Source organism: Mesorhizobium newzealandense, assembly GCF_042682145.1.
In the GTDB taxonomy this organism is placed as follows: Bacteria; Pseudomonadota; Alphaproteobacteria; order Rhizobiales; family Rhizobiaceae; genus Mesorhizobium; species Mesorhizobium newzealandense.
The window spans coordinates 610,405-627,262 of record NZ_JBHUGZ010000030.1 but is presented as its reverse complement, the minus strand read 5'-3'; the positions used below and the strand labels follow the sequence as shown (position 1 = coordinate 627,262).

Here is a 16,858-nt window from a genome sequence, read left to right as displayed (position 1 = left end):
TCGGCCGGCAGAGGAGGTGCCATATGGAAAAGATCATCCTGGACTGCGACCCTGGGCATGATGACGCTATCGCCATCCTGCTGGCGGCAGGCAATCCGAAGATCGATCTCCTCGGCATCACTACGGTTTCGGGCAACCACAATGTCGAGAACACCACGCGCAATGCGCTTTCCGTATGCACCGCCTATGGCATCAAGGTGCCGGTGGCGAAGGGCTCTCCCGGGCCGCTCCTCATCGATCAGGTGCTGGCCGTCGAGATCCACGGCGAGACCGGGCTCGACGGCCCCGTACTGCCGCCCGCCTCGTTCGAGCTCGACAAGCGGCACGCCGTCGACTTCATCATCGACACCGTCATGGCGCATGAGCCAAAGACGATCACTCTGGTGCCGGTCGGTCCCTACACCAACATCGCGCTTGCCGTGCGCAAGGACCCCCGCATCGTCGAGCGGGTGAAACGGGTCGTCGCGATGGGGGGAAGCTATACCAGGGGCAACATCACGCCCGCGGCGGAGTTCAACGTCTATGCCGATCCGGAGGCCGCCGACGTGGTGTTCCGGGCCAAATGGGACGTCACCATGGTGGGTCTCGACCTGACACATCAGGCGCTCGCCACCACGAAGCTTCAGGACCGGGTGCGCGCCGTCGGCGGCGAGATAGCCAAGTTCATCCTCGATATCTGGGAGTTCATAGCGACCACGCATGGGGGCCTCCTGCAGATCGAGTATCCCGCCGTCCATGACGCGTGCTGCGTCGCGGCTATGATCGACCCGACCGTCTTCACCACCGAGAAGGCCGATATCCGCGTCGAGCTTGCCGGCCGGTGGACCAAGGGCATGACCGTCTGCAATTTCGAGAAGATGGGTGGCATGCACCATTTCGGGGGCACGGCGAGCGAGCAGGTCGACTTCCGCCACACCGTGGCGATGAAGCTCGACCATCAAAAATTCTGCGATTTGATTGTGGATGCGCTGGAGCGTCTAACCAAGAACAAGGCGTGACCCGCACCCTTCGCGACGATACAGCAGGCAGCAAGAGACAACTGGGCGTTCTTCGGGCCAATCGGCGGGAAGGTAGGTCACACGACCGCTCGCGCTATGCGTGCCAACGATGTCTGCTTTGAGGAAGCGGTAAACTGATCTCTGCGACTGTCATCAGGCGCGAAGCAGCCATTCTTTGCAGGATTGGTCTTGCCTCCAAAACACAACAAGGCCCCGCGCGGGGCCTTGTCATATCCAACCTTAGTGGCTGGCTCCCCTCACTTCCCCATCATCTGCTTGGCATTTTCCGCCGTGATCGCCGTCGTCTCCACTGTCACTGTCGGCTCCACCGAAGTGGCGCAATCGAGCAGAATCTTCTTCGACATCTCGATCGCTTCCTTGGCACCGGTCGGATAGGTGAAGGTCGCCGCCCAGTCGCCTTTCGCTACCGCTTCGATGCCGCCGGCAGGTCCCGGCAAGCCATCGGTGCCGATGATCTTGACGTCCTTGCCGGCACCCTTGGCGGCAAGCAGCGCGCCGGCCGCCATCATGTCGTTGCTGGCATAAAGCACCTTGATGTCGGGATGCGCCTGCAGCATGGCCGAGAAGGCGGTCTGGGCTTTGTCCGGCACCCAGTCGGCGGCCTGCTCGGCCACGATCTGGATCTTGGCATTCTCCTTGACGCCGTCCTTGAAGCCGTTAAGCCGCTCGACCGCGGGCGTCGAACTCGGCAATCCCTGGAGCACCGCTGCTTCGCCGCCGTCGGGCAGCAAGGTCTTGGCGGTGTACTTGCCCGCCTCGAGCGCGATCTTGTAATTGTCGCCGCCGATGAAGGCGGTGTACTCCTTGCCCGGATCGCCGACCGTCTTGCGGTCGAGTTCGATGACCGGGATGCCGGCATCCATGGCGCGTTTGACCGCCGGCGTCAGCGGTGCCGCCTCGAAGGGCGAGATCAGCAGGATGTCGACCTTCTGGGTGATGAAATTGTCAACCTGCGAGGTCTGCGTGTTGACGTTGCCGGCGCCGTCGGCGATCTGCAGCGTGAAGCCTGGAACTTCCTTGGCCGCCGCCTCCAGCTCCTCGTTGACGTGCTGGCGATAGGGTTCGGCGTTGTTGGCTTGCGAAAAGCCGATGATGAACTGGCCATCCTTGGCGCAGGCCTTGACCATCGGGTCGGCAGCCTGGGCGGCTCCCGCGATGCACAGGCCAGCGCCTGCCAGAAGCGCGACTTTCTGGGCACGCCTTTGTCTTGTGGTTTTCATGCTCACTCTCCTCCTCGTCGGGCCGGGGGCCAGACCTTGGTTGACTTCCACTTGCTGCCGCATTCCTCCTAACGACCCAAACCCTCGCGGCGGCGAACGAGGGATTGAAGCACTGCCGCAAGCACGATGATCGCAGCGGTCGCGAGCAGCTGCATGGCGGGGGTGATGTTGTTGAGCTGAAGGATATTGGCGAGTGCGCCCAGCATAATGGTGCCCGCGACCGTGCCGACCATCGAGCCGGCGCCGCCGAACAGGCTGGTGCCACCGATGACCACGGCGGCAATCGCGGTCAGCTCGTAGCCCATGCCGTCATTGGCACTGCCAAAATTGAACTGGCCGGCATGCACGATGCCGGCCAGTGCGGCGGCAAAGCCGGTGATGGCGTAGACCGATATCTTGACCATCGACACCGGCACGCCGGAAATGCGCGCCGCGCGTTCGTTGCCACCAACGGCAAAGACATAGCGGCCGAAGCGCGTCGTGTTGAGCACGATCGTTGCGATTGCCGCAAAGACGATGAACACGATCGTCGCCACCGGCACGGTGTTGTTGAACAGCCGCTCGCCCAGCACCGCGAACACCGGTGGCGCCAGCCCCGGCCCGTCGCCATAGGAAATGTTGATGTACTGATTGCCCGAGACGACCAGTGCCAGCCCCCGCGCCGCCTGCAGGCCGGCGAGCGTCACGATGAACGGCTCGAGCCGAAAGCGGCTGGAGATGGTGCCCTGGATGACGCCGAAGGCGATACCCATCACGAGTACGGCCAGGATTGTAGGAATGAGTCCGAAGCCGCCCGAGATCATCATCGATGCGGTGACAACGCTGGAGAGCCCAAGCACCGCGCCGACAGAAAGGTCGATGCCGGCGGTAATGATGACGAAGGTCATGCCGATGGCGATGATGCCGGTCTCGGACACGGCGCGAACGATGTTGGCGATGTTGTCGGGGTTGAGGAACAGGATTTCGCCATGCCGGCGCGGCGAGAAGATGACGCCGCCGATTGCCACAACGACGAGGCCGATCAGGCTCTGGAAGCGCACTACAAAGGCTAACGGATCGCGATGCACCGGTGCCGCGGCCACCGGGCTGCCTGCCGCCGAAATCTTCTGCTCAGACATCAGGCCTCCCTGCCATTTGCCGCGTTAAGCACTGTGTGCTCGTCGACGCCGCCGATGAATTCCGCCACATTGCGTCCCTGGCGCAGCACCACGATGCGGTCGCACAGGCCGATCAGCTCCGGCATCTCGCTGGAAGCGACCAGAATACCGAGGCCCTGCGCCGCCAGTTGCCGCAGCCGCGTGTAGATCTCGCCCTTGGCGCCGACATCGACACCGCGCGTCGGCTCGTCGAGCAGCAGCAGTCGGGGATTGCCGAGGATCTCCTTGGCCAGTACCACCTTCTGCTGATTGCCGCCCGAAAGCGCGCCGACGGCGATGTCGGGATTCTTTGGCCTGATATCGAACTGGCCGAAGGACTGCTTCACGGCATCCGCCTGCCGGCGCGCCGACATCAGCCCGAGGGGTGAGATGCGCCGGATCACCGACATCACCAGGTTGAGGCCCACCGCCATCCTCAGCATCAGGCCGCTGCCGCGCCGATCGTCGGTGACGAAGGCGATGCCGGCGTCGCGTGCGGCTTTGATGGAATCGAGCTTGACAGGGCGGCCGTCGACCGCGACATCGCCCTCCCAGCGGCCGGCAAGGCCGGTGCCGTAGAGCGCGCTCAACAACTCGGTACGCCCTGCCCCCATGATGCCGGCCAGCCCGACGATTTCGCCCGCCTTGACGTCGAGTGAGATGCTTGTCGGCGGCTGCCATCCAGCGCTTTCATGGGCGAGCCTGAAGCTCGCATCGCGCAGGCTGAGCAGTGTCTTGCCAGCCTCCCTGGCGCGTTCGGGAAAAAGCTCATCCAGCGGTCGCCCGACCAGAAGGCGCACCAGCTCGGCCTGCGGCGCGTGCGGCTGCGTGATGCCGGCGACACGACCATCGCGCATCACCGTCACCCGATCGGCGATTTGCGGCACCTCCTCAAGGCGATGGGAGATATAGACGATGCCAACGCCGCTCGCGGCGAGCTTGCGCATGATGTCGAACAGTCTCTCGACCTCGCCCACCGTCAAAGCCGCGGTCGGCTCGTCCATGATCAGCACGCGCGAGGCGTAAGACAGCGCTTTGACGATCGCCACCACCTGGCGCTGGCCAATCGACAGGTTCGCCACCATGCTGGCGGGATCGATGGCAAGCTCTATGGCCTCGAGCCGCTTGCGGGCCTCGCTGCGCATTGCCGGAACGTCGAGGAAGCCGCCCGGCCGCATCAGTTCGCGGCCGAGGAAGAGGTTGGCCGCCACGTCGAGCGTTGGCACCAGGTCGAGCTCCTGGAAAATGGTGGCAATGCCGGCCGCCTGCGCTTCACGCGGGTTGTTGAAGCGCACCGGCTTGCCGTCGATCTGGATGGTACCCTCGTCTGGCGCATAGACCCCCGACAACAGGTTCATGAGGGTCGACTTGCCAGCGCCGTTTTCGCCGAGCAGCGCGTGGATCTCGCCGGACTTGAGGTCGAAGTCGACGCCACGCAGCGCCTGGACGCCGCCGAAGCGCTTGACCGCGCCGGTGACCGACAGCAGCGGCGCACTCATGCCGGCCTCGCGCAGGACTGACGGACCTGCAGCGCGGCCTGCAGCCGCACCGCCTGCGGCTCCAGACCGCTGGATGCGATGCGGGCGCAGAGCAAGGCAGCCGCCTGCCGTCCGATCTCGGTACAGGGCTGCGCGACAAGCGTCAGCCGCGGCTCGAAGCAGTCGGCCCATTCGAAATCGTCGAAGCCGGCAAGCGAAAGGTCCGCCGGTATCGAGAGGCCTCGTTCGCGGATCGCCCGCACCGCTCCGATTGTCGTCATGTTGTTGCCGGTGACCAATGCCGTGGGCGGCGAAGGCAATGACAGGATGGCGTGGGTCGATGCCGTTGCGCTCGCCGTATCGACGTTTTCCGGCGAGACATAGTGCGGCAGGCACTCAAGTCCATTGGCGGCCAGCGACACGCGAAAAGCACCGATGCGTTCGCGCGTCGTCGCCAGACCCGGCTGGCCGGAGATGTAGCCGATGCGTTTGTGGCCGAAGGAGGCGACGTGATCGATCAGCGCGCGCATCGACGACTGATTCTCGACGCCGATCTGGTCGAAGCGGTCGTCTGCGAAGCGGTCGATGAGCACGCACGGCAGCTTCTTCTCCGCCAGATAATCGATGGCCCGCTGCGGCGCGCCCGACGGCGCCAGGATGACGCCGTCGACCCGCCGCTGGTGGAAGGCGCGCACCACCGAAAGCTCGCGGTCGGGATCCTCCTGCGTATCAGAGAGGAAGACCATGAGGCCAAGGCGCGCGCATTCGGCCTCCACCGCGCAGATAATGTCGGTGAAATAGGGGTTGGAAATCGCCGAGATCGCCAGGCCGACGCTGTTGGTCGAGGCCACTTTCAACGACCGCGCCAGCTCGTTGGGCTGATAGCCCATCGCGGCGATCACATCATTGATGAGCTGCGCTTTCTCCGGCGAGACAAAGCGGGTGTGGTTGATAACATGCGAAACGGTCGAAACCGACACGCCGGCGCGGCGCGCGACCTCAGCCATTGTCGGCATGGTGACTCAAACGGAGTGCTGGCAAGCGCTCCTCCCTGATGATGCGTTCCAGTCCGCTCTCATTGGTTTTGGCGGATTTTCGGAAATCATAAGGCCATCGAAACGTTTGCGCAATCGCTTCGACAGCCTTTTCCGGCCCAATTCTCGTCGCCCCTGCAAGAAGGGCGTATTGCCGGATCGGCCGATCACCTTCGTTTCGATTTTGCTCGATGCGCATTCGATGAAACTGACCGGGGTATCGCTTGGCGCTGTTAAGCGACGCTCTTCCGAGGCTTGTCCACTCAACGCAACAGTCCCGGCCCGCCGTGCCGCGATCCTTGCCGCGCGGATAGCTCCAGCCAGTGGCGGCGCCCGCACAAGCAGACGACCAACTCAACCAAACATCGGAAAATTTTCAGAAACGAATCGGGATTTTTCGGGCCCGAAATCGCAAGACCGTGCGGCTGGCGGAAAAGTCCGCATGTTCAAGGAGAAGAAAAATGAGCATGTCAAAGACGAAGGTCCTCATTGCCGGCGCCGGGCCGACCGGGCTGACGCTCGCGCTCTGGTTGACGCGGCTCGGAGTGCCGGTCCGCATCTTCGACAAGGCGTCCGCTCCGGGCGAAACCTCGCGTGCGCTGGCCGTCCAGGCACGTACGCTGGAGTTCCATCGCCAGATCGGCATCGTCGAAGACGTGCTCGCCGCCGGCGTGCGGATCGAACAGCTCACCGTGCACACGCCGGCCGGCATAGCAGCCAGGCTGCCGCTGGCCGACTTCGGCCGCGGCGTCAGCCCCTACCCGTTCGCTTTCGCGTTGCCGCAGGACATCCACGAGCGCCTGCTGATCACGCACCTGGAACGTGCCGGCATCGTGGTCGAGCGCGACACGGAGCTGGTCGCCTTCGAGGACAAGGGCGATGCTGTCGTCGTTACCTTGAATAGGGACGGCCGCACGGAAACGGTCAGTGCCGCCTACCTGGCCGGTTGCGACGGCGCTCGCAGCGCCGTGCGCCACGGGCTGAACATCGGCTTTCCCGGCGGCACCTACGAACAGTCCTTCTACGTCGCCGACGTCGACGGTCGCGGCGACGTTACACGCAATGGCATGGACACTGTCATCAGCGCCTATGGCTTCGCCATCGTCATGCCGGTCCGGCAATCGGGCTCCCTGCGCCTGATCGGCATCGTGCCGAAAGCGCATGAGGCCGACGAGTCGATCACCTTCGAGACGATCCGCGCCGATGTCGAGCGTGACACCGGCGTCAAGGTCCATCAGGTCAACTGGTTCTCGACCTACCGCGTGCATCATCGAGTCGCCGAGCATTTCCGCATCAGCCGGGTGTTCCTCGCCGGCGATGCTGGCCACATCCACAGCCCGGCCGGCGGCCAGGGCATGAATACCGGCATGGGTGATGCGGTTAACCTCGCCTGGAAACTGGCCGCCGTGGTGCAGGGGCGCGCCGACCAGCCCCTGCTCGACAGCTACGAACCGGAGCGCATCGCCTTCGCCGGCAAGCTGATCGACAGCACCGACCAGGCGTTTCGGGTCGCCACCAGCCGCTCGCGGCTGGTCGGGCTGTTCCGCCGCTACCTGATGCCGAAGATCCTGCGCATAGCGCTCGGGACGACGGCGGGATCGCGCGCGTTTTTCGGGCTGATTTCGCAGACCCGCATCCGCTACCGCGAAAGTCCGATCAGCAGCGGCAAGGCCGGCAGGATCGAGGGTGGCGACCGCCTGCCATATGTCGCCGGCACCAGGGACGACAATTTCGAGCCGCTGCGATCGCTGGATTGGCAGGTGCATGTCTATGGCGAACTCAATGCCGAGTTCCGGGCGATGCTTGCGCCCGCCGGCATCCCAATCCATGCCTTCGCCTGGTCGGACATGGCCAAGGCCGCGGGTCTGGAGCGCGACGGCGCCTATCTGGTGAGGCCGGACGGCCATGTCGCGCTGGCCTCGCCGGTCCAGGAGGCAGCCTCCTTCCAGCGGTACATCGCAGGCCTCGCCATCAGGCCGCGGATCGCCGAGCGCGCGCCCTATCGCATCTCGGGCACCATGCACAGCCTGGCTTGAAATGCGCGGCGCCGGCCGACCGGCCAGTCCCCATCAACAATGCCCGCCAACCGGCCACCCCAAGGCGCGCGCATTCGCGCGTTCTAAAAAGAAAGTTTCATCATGACCAACATCGGGAGAGAGAAAATGCCCATCGAATCCGTGAACAAAATCAGCGTGATCGCCACGGCGGCCGCAATTGGCCTCGCCGCTGTCGAGATCATCGGCAGCACCGTGCCGGCGCTGTCGCTGGTCAGTCAGGCCGAAGCGCGTATCGGTCAGCCCTGGACGCCCCGCAGTGCAGCAGGTGTTGTGCGGCGGACCACAGCATGGCGCGTGCTGAGACACACCTCGGCTTGGGTCGCCACACTGCCGGCAAGCTGCGTACGCACCAAGGTCAACGGCTTCGACGTCTGGCGTTGCGGAGGCACCTATTACCGTGCCTATCAGGGCCGCTATATCGTGGTCGTTGTCGATTGACCGGCCTCGGATGTGGTTTCGCCGAGGGCGAGTCTGACGCCTTCGGCGAGATGCTCGGCGTCGGCCTTGTTCTCAAACGGCACGCCGCGCAGAGCATAGTCGATCGGCGAAAACGGATCACCCTCCTCGATGAGGGCGATCTGACGCCGCGCCCGTTCCATATCGCCTATCTGGGCATAGCAGGCCGCCAGCCTGGTGCGTATCCAGGGTGCCGGGCGCGTGGCCAGCTCCAGCGCTTCCGCGGCCTGCCGGTATTCCCCCATCATGTAGAGCGCCAGAGCCCGGTCAAACTGGTACCAGTGCGGGTGCAAGGGATCGATGCGGATTCCGCGCGCCAGCCATGTCAGTGCATCTAGCGGCCGGCCGCGCATGGTGAGTAACATTCCCATCTGCTCGATGCAGTCGGCATCGTAGGGATTGAGCTGCAGAGCGATACGCATGTGGTGCTCGGCGGCTTCATGGTCGCGCATATAGAGCCTGATCAATGACTGCACACGGTGGCCGGTTGGCTGGTCCGGCGACAATGCCAGGCCCTTGTCGGCGAGATCGCGCGCATTTTCCAGCACTGCGTCGCTGGCGCGTCCGAATTCTCCGTCCAACGCCCGCGTCAGAGCGAGGTAAGTGTAAGCCAGTCCATAGTTCGGATCCTTGGCGATTGCCGCCTCGAACAGAGCCTCTGCACCTTTCTGGTCGGTCTGGGCCGGATCGCGCAACAGCGCAAAGCCGCGCAAAGCCAGTTCGTAGGCGGCAAGGCTGGTGACCGGCTTGCGCGATGCCTGTTGCAGCCCTGCATTGGTGACCCGCGTAACCAACCTGCCGACGATCTGCTCGACGACCTCCTGCTCGATCGCGAACAGGCCTGTGCCCTGCGACTGGTAGCGGTCGCCCCAGAGTTGGCTTGCGGTCGCGATGTCGATCAGGTTCACGGCTGTTATGACTTGCTCGCCTTGCCGGCGCAGCGATCCTTCGACAAGATAGTCGGCGCCGATGCGGGCGCGGATTTGAGACCACTCGTCGCGCCCGAAGGAGGCGAACGAAAAACTCGAATTGCGGGCGAGCACCGTGATCGTCCCAAAGCGCGCCAGGCCGTTGATGATATCCTCGGCAAAGCCGTCGACGACCGCCTCGTCGGCCGGATCACCGCTGTCGTTGCGAAATCGTATCACGGCCACGACCGGTTGGGCGCCGATCTCCGGCGCAGTCTCGGCTTCTGCGGCGAGCATATAGCCGCGCTTGGATACGGTGCGCACCATGTCGTCGCCGAGCACCTTGCGGATTTCGCGGATCGACTGGGTCAGCGAATCCTCGGTGACGTAGACACCCGGCCATACGACATCCATCAGTTCTGATTTCGGAACGACGCGGCCCATGTTCCGGGCAAGGTGCGAAAGCAGCGCGTAGGCCTTCGGGCGCAGGAACAGCGGCTCGTTGACACCGCGCAACGTTCCCCTGGCGAGGTCGAGCGTGAATCCGCCAAACCGGAAAAGCTGATCGGCGGTCGCCGTCGTCATTGGGACCCCTCCCCGGACACTGCGCAGCATGCCGCGTCGAACCCACATCAACGCGGCACGGGATTGGTGCATTATTGCCCAGTGCGCAATTTCAATCAAACTGATCGCTTGGAGAGAGAGCAACATGATCCGGCCAACGCGAGGAGAAAAATGAACCCGACCGAGAAAGCGCTGTGGTTCGTCGAGAGCCATCTGCCGGAGGCGGTCTCGCTCGACGATGTCGCCCAAAGCAGCGGCGTGTCGCGTTTTCACGTGACACGGGCTTTCGGCGCTGCCACCGGCCGCTCGGTGATGGGCTACATGCGCTCACGCCGGCTGACCGAGGCGGCCCGCAAGCTGGCTGGCGGGGCGCCCGACATCCTCTCGGTCGCGCTCGACGCCGGCTACAACTCGCATGAGGCATTCACCCGCGCCTTCCGCGACCAGTTCGACACCACGCCGGAGCTGGTGCGCGCGCAAGGCACGCTCGACAACCTCGACCTCGTGGAGCCAATCCTGATGAACCAGTCCGTTCTTGCCAGCCTCGAACCACCGCGCTTCGAGACCAGCCGGCCGTTCCTGATCGCCGGCCTCGGCGAGCGCTACAGCTGCGAAACCAGCGCCGCCATCCCGATGCAGTGGCAGCGCTTCGGCCCCTATATCGGCAACATTCCGGGCGAGACCGGCGACGTCGCCTATGGCGTCTGCGTCAACGGCGACGATGCCGGCAATATCGACTACATCGCCGGCGTCGAAGTGTCGGACTTTTCCGACCTGCCGAAGGAGCTCAGCCGGGTGCGCGTGCCGGCGCAGAAATATGCCGTCTTTGCCCACCGCGAGCACATCTCGACCATCCGTCGAACCGTCAACACGATCTGGAACAAATGGCTGCCGGCCTCAGGCCATGAGATCGCGGATGCCCCCGAATTCGAGCGCTACGGCCCCGAATTCGATCCGCGCACCGGCAATGGCGGGCTGGAGATCTGGATACCGGTGAAGGCGTAGTCGTTCACGCCATCGGCAGCGCCGGCCAGCGATCGGCAATCCTGCCGCCGGAAAACACCGCGATCGATCCGAACTGCTGCAACACGGCCTCGCTCTGCGTCGGGCGCAGGAAGGCGTAGTCACCGGGCTTTGCGGTCGCACCAGCCGGCAAGCCCATGAATTGCTGGTTCGAGGAGAGGCCGAGCAAGCCATTCGCCCTCATGCCTTCGGGAAACACCGGTTCGGCCATCCATTTGCCGCCATAGAGAAAGCAGCCTCTGCGCGGAAACCGGCCGAGCGCCTGCAGCAGGCGGGTGACGGCCGGCGGGCCGGGCAGCATCGGCTCGACGACCTTCAGGATCGGCGTGGCGATGAAGGCTGCCGGCTGGAAGCCTTCGAGGCCGGGCGTATCGAAATCGCTGGGCAACACAAAGGCCGAGCCCATCGACACCTCGTTGGCAGCACTGCGATGATGAAGCAGCGCGGTCTTGCTGCCGCCGATGTTGAGGATACGGCGCTGGTCGGCGCCCAGACACGCAATGAACGCGGTGGCCTGTTCCGAGGCTTTCGCCAACGCCTTGGCCGCCCCGCCGAACAGGTCGGGAATGTGTGGCGCATGCGCTTCGTAGGCCATGACGCCTTCGCAATGCAGCCGTTTGTGCGCCGGCAGCAACTTAAGAGCCTGCGACAAGGCCTCCGGGCTGGCAAAACCGCCGCGATGCAGCCCGACATCGATCTCGAAAGCAATGCGCAGCTCGGCGCCGAGTTCGTCCGCGAGCGCACCGTACTCGGCCAGCCTCTCTTGGGTATCGATCAGCCAGCACACACGCGACCAGTCGGCGCCACCTTTCACCAGTGCTGCCCTTGCCGCGTGGACCGGCATCGGCTTGCCATAAAGCAGATCCGCATCCGGAAATGCCTTCAACACCGCCGCGCTGATCGGGGGATGGAAAGTCATGAAGCGATTGGTGCCCAGAGCCTTGCCGATGTGCGACAGCAGCGGCAGACAGGCGAGCGACTTGTCGACCAGCCGCACGGCAAGGCCGGGGTCAAGCCGCTCTTTCGCCAGCGCAATGTTGCGATCCAACCGGTCGAGATCGAGCAACAGGCAGGGCTGGAAGATGCCGGCTTCCTCCAGTCCATCCGAAAGCGTGGCGAAATACGCGCTCATCGTTCGATGCCGAACAGGCCGGCCAAATAGGGCGAGATGAAGCGGTTCTGCGGATCGATGTCGCGGCGCACCGCCATGGCGTCGTCCCAACGCGGATAGAGTTTTTTCAGGTCCGCCGCTTTCAGGCTGTGCAACTTGCCCCAATGCGGCCTGCCGCCATATCTGCGGAAGATCGGCTCGGCCGCCCGCATGAACGGCAACGGATCGCTCGCCGCATCGTGATGGATGGCGATCGAACAGGTCTGCCTGTTGTAGAACGGCGAAAGCCAGAACTGGTCCGGTGCGACCGAGCGCACCTCCATCGGGAAATAGACTTCGGGAAAGCGCTTTTCGGTCAGTTCGATGATCTCGGCCAGCGCCTTCGGCCCCTCCTCGAACGGCAGATGATATTCCATTTCGTTGAATTTGGTCTGCCGGTCGCTGGCATAGACGTTGAGCCAGTCCTGCACATAGTCCTCGGCCGGCACTTTCGCGACCGCGTCGCGGATCAGCCGGCGGCGGAGCGATGGCAGCCAGGCGAGCCCGGTGCGCAGCCGGCGCAGCGTCCTCAACCCACCCTCGTCATCCTCGGTCGGACGCGTGGTGGTCGCCGTCGTGCTGAAGTCGCTGGCGATGAACTGCGCATAGCCGGAAAACGGAATGTAGTAGAATTCGGCCGAACGATGCGCGGCCATCATCGTTTCGAAATCGCGCAGCATGTCGGTGATCGGCAGCACCCATTTGCGGCGGCGCAGCCGGTAGGTCGCAATGTTGTTCAGCGTCACCTCGGTCATCACGCCGAAGGCACCGAGCGCGACGCCGATGGCGTGAATCGTCTCCTGATCCCCTGCCCGCTTGAAGTCGCGCAACTTGCCCAGCCCGTCGACGATCTGCACCGTCTCGAGCTGCGTGTGATAGGCGCCGAGCGTCGGCCCCGAGCCATGCGTGGCGGTGCCGAGCGCGCCACCGATCGCCTGGCGGTCGATGTCGCCCATATTGGGCAGGCCCTGGCCAATGCCTTGCAGGATGTGCATGAGCGGGCCGAGCCGGGTCCCTGCCCGCACGCGTGCCTGATGTTTTTCGGCGTCGTGCGAGACCAGCCCTTCCAGCTTCTCCAGGGACAGGATCGTGCCCTCGGATTTCACCAGCGGCGTGAAGGAATGGCCAGCGCCGACGACGCGGACCGGGCCGGGTGCGGTGCGAACGAGATCACCGAGTTCGCCGGCATCGGTGGGGCTGGCAATCAACTTCGGCTCAGCGCTTACATAGCCCGACCAATTGCTCCAGATGTTCGACATGCTGCCCCCGTGCTCAGGCAACGGCGCGGCGACGCCGCGCCACGAAGACAAACAGGCCGAGCAGTGCCACGCTGGCAACGGCGCTGGCGGCGGCGAATTCCGGCACCGGGCGAAAATCCTTGCCGTCGATGAGCGCCGACGCCGCGATCGGCCCGATCGCCAGGCCAAAAAGCTGCGCGGCCGGCACCAGCAGCACGGCGGTGCGCGTCCCGTCGGCGGTGATCGCCAGCCGGATCTGGTAGGGGACGATGAACAAGAGGATGAAGCCCATGACCAAGGCGGCAACCCAGAATGTGGTGAGGCCTGGTCCGCTGGCGAGGACCAGGGAGCAGACAAACGCGACGACACCGATCGCCGCGATGGCAAGGCGGTAATCGATGCGCGCCTCGAACACGGTCGCCGTCATCGCGCCCAGGACCTGCACCGCGAGGCTGGCCGAGACGATCAGGCCAACGGTGCGGCCATCGATGCCGTATTGTGCGCCAAGTGGCTCCAGAAAGGCCCAGACCGCGCCGAAGAACATGAAGTAGCAGAAGACTGACAGCAGCGCGGTCATCGAAGGGACCGTCAGCACATTGGCCAAATTCTCGTCCTTCGGCAGGTCGGCATAGTCAGCGGGGACGCTGAAGGCGACCGCCAGTGACGCGACGCAGACGACCGCAAGAACGATGAAGCCGCCCGCCGACCCAGTGGCCGGGATGACATAGAGCGCCAGCAGCAGGGCAAGCGCGCATTGCGCCAGTGTCTGCATGGTGACGAAATAGCCGCCGATGCGCTCGGCACGCCGCGAACGCGCAATCAGTTCGGTCGCGACCGCCACCAGGCCGCCCTCGGCGAGGCCGGCCATGGCGCGGGCCGCAATCAGCGTGTTGGCGCTTGCGGCATAGGCCGTCCACAGGTTCGCCAGTGCCAGCAGGAGCAGAAGAGCCGCACTTTTCCAGCGCATTTTGTTGGCCGACAGCAGCATCGCCACAACAGCCGAGCCGATGGCGATGGCGATCATCTCGGCGGTGGCGACCAGCGCCAGTTCATCGCCGCTGACATGGCCCTCGGTGTAAAGGGCGCCGAGCAGTACCGGCTGCAGCCCGAGGATGAGCAGGCCGACCGACCCGATCCACAGGGCCGAGGCAAGCTGTCCGCCGGTCGGATTGCCGACCAGCCAGTCGCCGCTTCCGATATGCGCGTTGCCAGATGCCAAAGCCGCCTCCCAACGTCCCTTGCCGTACCGCAAAAAAGCTGACAATCTGTCAGCATTTAGAAAACTGATACTTGATCATATTACTTTGTCAACCATGGACCCGGAATTGTCGCGGAAGATCGGTGAATGACGGAAGCAAGGCGGACGGTGACGAGGCTCAGGCGAAAACCCAAGCAGGAGCGCAGCCGCGAGCGCATCGACGCGATCCTGTCGACAACCATGCGGCTGATCGGAGAAAAGGGCATCGACGCCGTCACCATGAAGGAAGTCGGCATGCTGGCGGGCGGACCGATCGCCACCGTTTATCATTACTTCCCCAACAAGTCGGCGATCCTGGCGATGCTCTACGAGCGGTTTTCCGAGGTCAGCCGTGCACGATTGACAGCGATCATCACCGACGTCCGCGAGGCCAAGGACGTGATCATGGCTGCGGACCGGTTGCTTGACGACTATCTCAGCCGTGTCGCCGGTGATCCGGCCATCCAAGATCTGCAAAACGCCATCCAGGCCGACAAGGCACTCAAGAATCTCGACATCGCCGAAACCCGACATCAAGCCAAGATGTTCTGCGACCATGTCATCGCCCTGCTCGAGCCCGAGAAGCGCGAGCAGTTCGAACGCATGGTTCTTCTGATCTTCCAGCTAGCCGGTGGTGTGGTGCGCCTGGCGCTTGCCGAGGGCAAAGCGGAAAGTCACCAGACCATCGAGGATTACCGGTCGATCATCCACACCCAGCTGCGGCTCTTTCTCTAGTCGAGCGCGGCGCGGCGGCGGAACTCAACGCCCAACGCATCGAGGTGTCGGGCGGAATGAGCATCTAGTCCAAATCTGTCGGCAGCAAGGTTGGTGACGTGATGGTAGTGGGTCAGGCCGCTCGCGGGCCATACAACAAGCAGAAAATCTGATATTGTCTTTTCCTCCACGTCGGAGGGTTATTATTTATGACCCGTCATTGCATTATGCTGACGGATGATGGTTTGAACGTTGGGAGGTGGCAAATGCGCTTATTCTCTCAATTCGCTCTGCGGACTGCACGAACGCTCGCACTCCTACTGCTGGCTCTTACATTTGCCCGCCCGGTCAGTTCGCAAACCACGGCGCCCGACACGATCCAGGTCATTGCTCAGCAGCAGAAAGTGATCAGTCAAACATACAAACTGGAAAGGTACGGCGAGGGGGGTCATGTATCTGGAAACTCTTGCGCTGCTCGCAGCCTATGGCGGCTGGTCGCGCTATGACCCAGCAACCGCGGCATCGATGGGGACGAAGCGGATAGAAACCCTTAAACTACAGGAAATGGTGGGGGGACTAAAGCCGAACCTGGTCCATGCAATGACGGCAGTACAGCGAAACAAAAGCGTGTCCGAGGACGAACTGAAACGGTTTTCAGATATCTACCATAATGTCGAGACTCTATGCGCGGTGGCAATTGACGTGCATGACCTGATTGTGGACGGCAAGATCGACGAAGCCAACGCTCTCTATCGCGACAAATCTATCCCCTTGATAAACGCGATAAAAGCAGATTCATACACATTGATTTCGAGCTTGGAGGGCAAGATAGATAAAGCTGCACTTCATCGTCTCGCCAAGTAGGACGACGGGCGCGCCTCCCAACTCGCCGTAATCATAATCGCCGACGGGGTTCATAGGCAGAACCGCATACCGAGCATCGTCCTCGTCGGTATTGGCGCGAATGGTTTGCTGTTTGACCTTTGAGACACAAGAAATTGGGTTCCGCTTAGGGCGTTGACTAAGAGACCGCGCGACGGTCCCCACAGACGCGATGGGCAAATTCCACGTTGGCCCCGCGGCAACCGGCACATTCCGGAAACGAGCGGTTGCGGAAAACAAAATTTCACGCGCATGGGCAGTTCCGAACGCCTTGACTCTCGCCAGCCGCGAGCCTATTTCACCGCCACGTTAGCACTCGCCATTGGTGAGTGCTAACCATATGTCCGGCGCCGCCGGGCTGAGGAACTGTTCTCACCGTTCTCATCGAGGAAGAAAAAATGGCAAAGTCGAAGTTCCGCCCGCTTCATGACCGCGTGGTCGTTCGCCGGGTCGAATCCGAATCCAAGACCGCCGGCGGGATCATCATCCCCGATACGGCAAAGGAAAAGCCGCAGGAAGGCGAGATCATCGCTGTCGGCTCCGGCGCTCGTGACGAAGCCGGCAAGCTCGTCCCGCTGGACGTCAAGGCCGGCGACCGCATCCTGTTCGGCAAGTGGTCGGGCACCGAAGTCAAGCTCAATGGCGAAGACCTTCTGATCATGAAGGAATCCGACATCATGGGCATCATCGGCTGATATCAGGCCTTTCCGTCAACTGAATTCCCGGGCTCAATCCAAGCCCT

Annotated in this window: 16 protein-coding genes; 7 read left to right on the top strand and 9 right to left on the bottom strand. The window is 63.3% G+C overall.

From position 1 onward, the window contains the following. Positions 1-23: 23 nt before the first annotated feature. A complete protein-coding gene (locus tag ACFSOZ_RS37150; RefSeq protein WP_379106580.1) occupies positions 24-998 on the top strand; it encodes a nucleoside hydrolase in 975 nt (324 codons plus the stop codon). A 257-nt stretch (positions 999-1,255) separates the two neighbouring features. On the opposite strand, the gene ACFSOZ_RS37145 is transcribed toward ACFSOZ_RS37150, so the two are convergent. The 5 genes from ACFSOZ_RS37145 to ACFSOZ_RS37125 form a co-directional block, all read right to left on the bottom strand. Next, positions 1,256-2,239, bottom strand: coding sequence for a substrate-binding domain-containing protein (locus tag ACFSOZ_RS37145; protein WP_379106578.1), 984 nt, complete (start codon positions 2,237-2,239; stop codon positions 1,256-1,258). A gap of 68 nt (positions 2,240-2,307) precedes the next feature. After that, positions 2,308-3,357: an ABC transporter permease gene (locus ACFSOZ_RS37140; protein WP_379106576.1), complete on the bottom strand. Its 1,050-nt coding sequence runs from the start codon at positions 3,355-3,357 to the stop codon at positions 2,308-2,310. Next, positions 3,357-4,874, bottom strand: a complete 1,518-nt coding sequence (locus tag ACFSOZ_RS37135; RefSeq protein WP_379106574.1) for a sugar ABC transporter ATP-binding protein — start codon at positions 4,872-4,874, stop codon at positions 3,357-3,359. Before ACFSOZ_RS37135 ends, ACFSOZ_RS37140 begins: the two co-directional genes overlap by 1 nt. Further along, positions 4,871-5,869 carry a LacI family DNA-binding transcriptional regulator gene (locus ACFSOZ_RS37130; protein WP_379106572.1) on the bottom strand — a complete coding sequence of 333 codons (999 nt, stop codon included), beginning with the start codon at positions 5,867-5,869 and terminating at the stop codon, positions 4,871-4,873. Before ACFSOZ_RS37130 ends, ACFSOZ_RS37135 begins: the two co-directional genes overlap by 4 nt. Continuing rightward, a complete protein-coding gene (locus ACFSOZ_RS37125) occupies positions 5,853-6,086 on the bottom strand; it encodes a hypothetical protein (RefSeq protein WP_379106569.1) in 234 nt (77 codons plus the stop codon). The genes ACFSOZ_RS37130 and ACFSOZ_RS37125 overlap by 17 nt, the downstream gene beginning before the upstream one ends. Positions 6,087-6,348: 262 nt before the next feature. Here ACFSOZ_RS37125 and ACFSOZ_RS37120 point away from each other — a divergent pair, with 262 nt between their 5' ends. Beyond that, the gene (locus ACFSOZ_RS37120; RefSeq protein ID WP_379106567.1) at positions 6,349-7,923 is read left to right on the top strand and encodes an FAD-dependent monooxygenase; all 1,575 of its coding nucleotides are present in this window, start codon (positions 6,349-6,351) and stop codon (positions 7,921-7,923) included. Positions 7,924-8,049: 126 nt separating this feature from the next. Further along, positions 8,050-8,382 carry a hypothetical protein gene (locus ACFSOZ_RS37115; RefSeq protein WP_379106566.1) on the top strand — a complete coding sequence of 111 codons (333 nt, stop codon included), beginning with the start codon at positions 8,050-8,052 and terminating at the stop codon, positions 8,380-8,382. Here ACFSOZ_RS37115 and ACFSOZ_RS37110 read toward each other — a convergent pair. Continuing rightward, positions 8,358-9,893 (bottom strand): winged helix-turn-helix domain-containing tetratricopeptide repeat protein, encoded by a 1,536-nt coding sequence (locus ACFSOZ_RS37110; protein ID WP_379106564.1) that lies wholly within the window; start codon positions 9,891-9,893, stop codon positions 8,358-8,360. The two genes, ACFSOZ_RS37115 and ACFSOZ_RS37110, sit on opposite strands and share 25 nt — an antisense overlap. A 150-nt stretch (positions 9,894-10,043) precedes the next feature. Here ACFSOZ_RS37110 and ACFSOZ_RS37105 point away from each other — a divergent pair, with 150 nt between their 5' ends. Then, positions 10,044-10,877 (top strand): GyrI-like domain-containing protein, encoded by an 834-nt coding sequence (locus tag ACFSOZ_RS37105; RefSeq protein WP_379106562.1) that lies wholly within the window; start codon positions 10,044-10,046, stop codon positions 10,875-10,877. 4 nt (positions 10,878-10,881) lie between these two features. On the opposite strand, the gene ACFSOZ_RS37100 is transcribed toward ACFSOZ_RS37105, so the two are convergent. From ACFSOZ_RS37100 to ACFSOZ_RS37090, 3 genes are read right to left on the bottom strand one after another with little or no spacing between them, the layout of a single operon-like run. Continuing rightward, a complete protein-coding gene (locus ACFSOZ_RS37100; protein ID WP_379106560.1) occupies positions 10,882-12,027 on the bottom strand; it encodes an alanine racemase in 1,146 nt (381 codons plus the stop codon). Next, entirely contained in the window at positions 12,024-13,304 is a 1,281-nt protein-coding gene (locus ACFSOZ_RS37095) for a D-arabinono-1,4-lactone oxidase (RefSeq protein WP_379106558.1), read from the bottom strand. Before ACFSOZ_RS37095 ends, ACFSOZ_RS37100 begins: the two co-directional genes overlap by 4 nt. Before the next feature lie 13 nt (positions 13,305-13,317). Then, a complete protein-coding gene (locus tag ACFSOZ_RS37090) occupies positions 13,318-14,502 on the bottom strand; it encodes an MFS transporter (RefSeq protein WP_379106556.1) in 1,185 nt (394 codons plus the stop codon). Positions 14,503-14,628: 126 nt separating this feature from the next. On the opposite strand from ACFSOZ_RS37090, the gene ACFSOZ_RS37085 reads away from it, so the two are divergent. The 3 genes from ACFSOZ_RS37085 to groES all read left to right on the top strand — a co-directional run bounded on the left by ACFSOZ_RS37085 (position 14,629) and on the right by groES (position 16,811). Continuing rightward, on the top strand, positions 14,629-15,255 hold the full coding sequence (locus ACFSOZ_RS37085; RefSeq protein ID WP_379106554.1) for a TetR/AcrR family transcriptional regulator: 627 nt from the start codon (positions 14,629-14,631) through the stop codon (positions 15,253-15,255). Between the two features lie 429 nt (positions 15,256-15,684). Further along, complete coding sequence (locus tag ACFSOZ_RS37080) at positions 15,685-16,098, top strand: hypothetical protein (RefSeq protein ID WP_379106552.1); 414 nt, start codon at positions 15,685-15,687, stop codon at positions 16,096-16,098. Positions 16,099-16,514: 416 nt separating this feature from the next. Next, a complete protein-coding gene (gene groES, locus ACFSOZ_RS37075) occupies positions 16,515-16,811 on the top strand; it encodes a co-chaperone GroES (protein ID WP_006203049.1) in 297 nt (98 codons plus the stop codon). Positions 16,812-16,858: the final 47 nt, after the last annotated feature.

Coding starts and splice junctions, on each gene's coding strand:
- ACFSOZ_RS37135 (WP_379106574.1), bottom strand. CDS start 4,874: ATGAGTGCGCCGCTGCTGTCGGTCACCGGCGCGGTCAAGCGCTTCGGC.
- ACFSOZ_RS37080 (WP_379106552.1), top strand. CDS start 15,685: ATGTATCTGGAAACTCTTGCGCTGCTCGCAGCCTATGGCGGCTGGTCG.
- ACFSOZ_RS37100 (WP_379106560.1), bottom strand. CDS start 12,027: ATGAGCGCGTATTTCGCCACGCTTTCGGATGGACTGGAGGAAGCCGGC.
- ACFSOZ_RS37145 (WP_379106578.1), bottom strand. CDS start 2,239: ATGAAAACCACAAGACAAAGGCGTGCCCAGAAAGTCGCGCTTCTGGCA.
- ACFSOZ_RS37125 (WP_379106569.1), bottom strand. CDS start 6,086: ATGCGCATCGAGCAAAATCGAAACGAAGGTGATCGGCCGATCCGGCAA.
- ACFSOZ_RS37110 (WP_379106564.1), bottom strand. CDS start 9,893: ATGACGACGGCGACCGCCGATCAGCTTTTCCGGTTTGGCGGATTCACG.
- ACFSOZ_RS37140 (WP_379106576.1), bottom strand. CDS start 3,357: ATGTCTGAGCAGAAGATTTCGGCGGCAGGCAGCCCGGTGGCCGCGGCA.
- ACFSOZ_RS37130 (WP_379106572.1), bottom strand. CDS start 5,869: ATGCCGACAATGGCTGAGGTCGCGCGCCGCGCCGGCGTGTCGGTTTCG.
- ACFSOZ_RS37095 (WP_379106558.1), bottom strand. CDS start 13,304: ATGTCGAACATCTGGAGCAATTGGTCGGGCTATGTAAGCGCTGAGCCG.
- ACFSOZ_RS37105 (WP_379106562.1), top strand. CDS start 10,044: ATGAACCCGACCGAGAAAGCGCTGTGGTTCGTCGAGAGCCATCTGCCG.
- ACFSOZ_RS37085 (WP_379106554.1), top strand. CDS start 14,629: ATGACGGAAGCAAGGCGGACGGTGACGAGGCTCAGGCGAAAACCCAAG.
- ACFSOZ_RS37150 (WP_379106580.1), top strand. CDS start 24: ATGGAAAAGATCATCCTGGACTGCGACCCTGGGCATGATGACGCTATC.
- ACFSOZ_RS37120 (WP_379106567.1), top strand. CDS start 6,349: ATGAGCATGTCAAAGACGAAGGTCCTCATTGCCGGCGCCGGGCCGACC.
- groES (WP_006203049.1), top strand. CDS start 16,515: ATGGCAAAGTCGAAGTTCCGCCCGCTTCATGACCGCGTGGTCGTTCGC.
- ACFSOZ_RS37115 (WP_379106566.1), top strand. CDS start 8,050: ATGCCCATCGAATCCGTGAACAAAATCAGCGTGATCGCCACGGCGGCC.